Raw genomic sequence first — 3,489 nt, forward strand, 5'->3', positions numbered from 1 at the left:
AGCCGCCCCGTCAGAGATCGAGCGTGAGGCATTTGGCCGCGCCGCCAGCTTTCAGAAATTCCGACAGCGGCGTCAGCACGGGGGTCAGGTTGGCTTGGCGCAGACGCCCCTGCAGGGCGTCGGACGCGTCGTTCATGATGACACGACTGTGCAGCGACACGGCGTTGCAGCAGAATTTCACCGCATCGCGCTCATCGACTTCGATGCGGAGGTGTTCGGGAACCAGTTTTTCGATGGTTTCGCGCGACGGCGCGTCGAAGGCGCCCGGGAAATACATGACGAAACCATCCGGCAAGGGGCAAAGGCAGGTGTCGAGATGGTAGAAACGCGGATCCACCAGGGTCAGTTCGACCGCGCGGGTGACCAGAAGGGCCTGCAATAAAGGCGCAAAGTCGCGGTCCGATCTGAACCCGTGTCCGACCCAGTAAAGATCGCGCGCCTGGTCGTACAGGGCGTCGCCGGCGCCTTCGAAAAACGCGCCGGACGGCGGGTCGATGATCTGAAAGCCGTTCTTTTCGAACCATTGGCGATCGACTTTCTCCTCGTCGCGCCGCTCGGGGGAGCGGAAACGGCTGAGCAGAACTTTTCGGCCTTTCACCAGCCCGGCATTGGCGGTGAAGACCAGATCGGGCAGGCCTTCGTGCGCTGGCAGAAGGCTGACAAGGGCATGACGGCCGATGGTTTCCTTGAGCTGCGTCCATTGCCGCAGCGCATTTTCCGCATCGGTGCGGGCAAAATGCCCTTCCATCCAAGGATTGATCACATAGGCGACGCCGAAAAACTCCGGCGGACACATCAGGATCCTTTTTTGCGGGGCATTGAACAAGGGCTGGAAATCCTCGGGGCTGTTCCGGGGAAAATACCGATGCACGCATAACCCTTGTGGTCAAGCTCGGTTCCCGTAGAATTTCAGCGGCGCTCGGCCAGACATTGATGGTCGAGCAGTTCCTCGGCGTGTCCGTCGCCGCCGTTGGCCAGCACGACGAAACCGCGCTCGCCCGACGGCCCCTCGTAGCCGACGACCGCGAGAGATTCCTGGCCCATGCGCTGCTTCGCGCCGGGCGTTTCATCGGCGACCATCTTGAAAATATTGCGATCGAGGTCCTTGATGCCGATCTGCTTGGCGCGATAGCGATCGGCCCAGGGAAGGTCGAGATTGGTCCAGCCGTCGCGGCGCGGCGGATGCGCGCGCAAGGCGCTTTTGAGGCGACCGTCGACGCAATCGACATGGATGTGCATCTGGTCCTGCGTCCGGCTTCCACTGGAATTGATCGCCATGCCGATATCCGTCCAGGACAGGGGTCGCCTTGCCGCTGCTGCAACCTCGTCGCGGTTGCTCCAGGCGTAGGACCAGAAATTGGGGGCGTCGGCGCGCAGCAGCAGCGGGCTTTCGACGCCCGCGATCTTCCGGGTCGGCACAACGATGATCCGCGTGACGTCATAGGGCGCCCGGACGACGGCGAAGCCGCGCTCGCTATCGACTTTCAGGCATGGCGCGGGCAAGCCGAGCAATTTCTGCATCGGCGTGCAAATATCGTGAACGACGCGCCAGAGATCGCCACGATCCGAGGCGCGCGCTTCTCCCGCGCCCGCCAGGCGCAAGCCGGCGAGGACGAGGAGCAGGCAGAAAAAACCGCCGGCGATGCTTAGCCTTGTGCGTGCGTTCATCGACCGCTTATTTGGCGTTTTCACGCGACTTTTGCAACAGGGCGAATGTGGCCCAGCCAGCCAATCGACGGGCGGAGAGCAAACCAGCTTACTAGGCTTCGCAATCATTTTATGCTTTGTCGAAACCCTGCGTTAGATTAGCAAAAACAAATCCAGAACAGAAAATGATCGCGATTATGGAAGCTTCTCCGATTCAGGCTAGCGACGCCATTGGCCGCTCATTTTACTCAAGCAAGGTATTGGAATTTCTAAATTCCGAGGCAGATTTAATTGTCGGGCGCCTTTCGAAGCACCACGTCGCGTTTCACGCTGCAGCCGAGGCTGAGCAGATCCGAGCTTGGGTTCGTGAAATTGAGATATTGCGCCAAACCTTCGAAATGGTTGGCGTTCGATCTCATGAATGGTCCATTTTGCTCGAAACGCCATTACTTCGCCTGGGTAAACGCATGGACGCGGTTGTGCTCATGCCGGGTATAGTCGCTGTTGTCGAGTTCAAGATTGGTGAATCGTCATATAGAACCGCTCATTGTGTGCAAACTGAGCGATACGCTCTTTCGCTTCAAGATTTTCACGAGGCGAGTCAAAGCCGGTTGGTGGTTCCCATTTTGTGCGCTGAAAATGCCGAACCACAATCGCTCGACTTATCGGTCCGAAATGGTTCCGTCGGTCTACAACGGACAAATCGTGACACGCTTGCCGACGCACTAATTGAGCTGGAGAGTCTAATCGACGAAAGGGCTCAAAAACTCGATGCGCTTTCCTTTGATCTATCGCCATACAGGCCGACGCCAACAATTATTGAAGCTGCCCAAGCTCTTTATGCGGGCCACCGCATTGCAGATATTGGCCGAGGCGATGCCGCGGATTCTGAGCATCAAGAGGCCGCACACATCCTTCGTACTATCGTTCGAGAGGCAGAAACGAGCCGTCAAAAAGTTGTTTGCTTCGTCACTGGCGCTCCAGGAGCGGGAAAGACCCTTTTAGGGCTAGACCTAGCGATCAAGAGCCGCTCCAATTCACAATCAGGCGCTCTGCTCTCGGGGAATCGTCCTCTTGTGCACGTGCTTACGGAGGCGCTTGCCGCAGACTGCGCCGCTCGGACAGGCGTCTCGAAAGCCCAAGCAAAATATGAAGCGGACGCCGCAATTCAGAACTTGCTCGGATATTTAAAGGAGCACACGGACGGCGCCACGCCACCTGAAAATGTCATCATTTTCGACGAGGCGCAGCGAGCATGGAACGAAGAAGTTGGGCAAAAGCTGATGGGGCGGCCAACATCGGAACCCGCACTGTTCTTGGACATTCTCGACCGTCTCGATTGGAGTTGTCTCGTTTGCCTCGTCGGTCCGGGCCAAGAAATCAATCGCGGAGAGGGTGGCTTGGCGTTATGGGGAGAAGCTCTCGCTCAATCGGCGGAATCCGGTTCGGCTTGGAAAATTATCGCTGCGCCTCAGGCGATCGATGGCGGTCCATCGGTATCGGGCGCAGGGCTTGCTGATTGTGGAACTCTTGATCGAAGCCAGCTTCATTCCGAGCCTGGTTTGCATCTCGCTAACGGGGTTAGGGCTTATCGGAATCCCTTGCACGGGGACTGGGTCGCTGCGCTATTGGATGGCCAAATCGAAAAGGCGAAGAGTATTTCCGCTCGAATGGCTTCGCCACCGGCTGTTATTACGCGCGACCTGCGAAGCGCCAAGGCTTGGCTAAGTGAATATCGGCGAGGCGGAAGGTCTGTGGGACTTTTGACGAGTTCCGGGGCGGTGCGGCTGGGCTCCTTCATCTCGCGCGCCGCCTTATTGGTGAAGGTCACGGCGAGAATTT

Annotated in this window: 3 protein-coding genes; 1 reads left to right on the plus strand and 2 read right to left on the minus strand. The window is 58.1% G+C overall.

Annotated features, from left to right (window positions below; all coding sequences use genetic code 11):
* Positions 1-10: 10 nt before the first annotated feature.
* Together ACLP2E_RS07825 and ACLP2E_RS07830 are read right to left on the minus strand one after the other, a co-directional pair.
* Positions 11-796, minus strand: coding sequence for a dimethylarginine dimethylaminohydrolase family protein (locus ACLP2E_RS07825; protein ID WP_442465593.1), 786 nt, complete (start codon positions 794-796; stop codon positions 11-13).
* Positions 797-909: 113 nt separating this feature from the next.
* Positions 910-1,668, minus strand: coding sequence for a CDP-diacylglycerol diphosphatase (locus ACLP2E_RS07830; RefSeq protein WP_442465594.1), 759 nt, complete (start codon positions 1,666-1,668; stop codon positions 910-912).
* Positions 1,669-1,832: 164 nt separating this feature from the next.
* Here ACLP2E_RS07830 and ACLP2E_RS07835 point away from each other — a divergent pair.
* On the plus strand, positions 1,833-3,489 hold a 1,657-nt coding region (locus ACLP2E_RS07835; RefSeq protein WP_442465595.1), incomplete at its 3' end, for a DNA/RNA helicase domain-containing protein.

Source organism: Rhodoblastus sp. (assembly GCF_052145335.1).
GTDB lineage: Bacteria > Pseudomonadota > Alphaproteobacteria > Rhizobiales > Beijerinckiaceae > Rhodoblastus.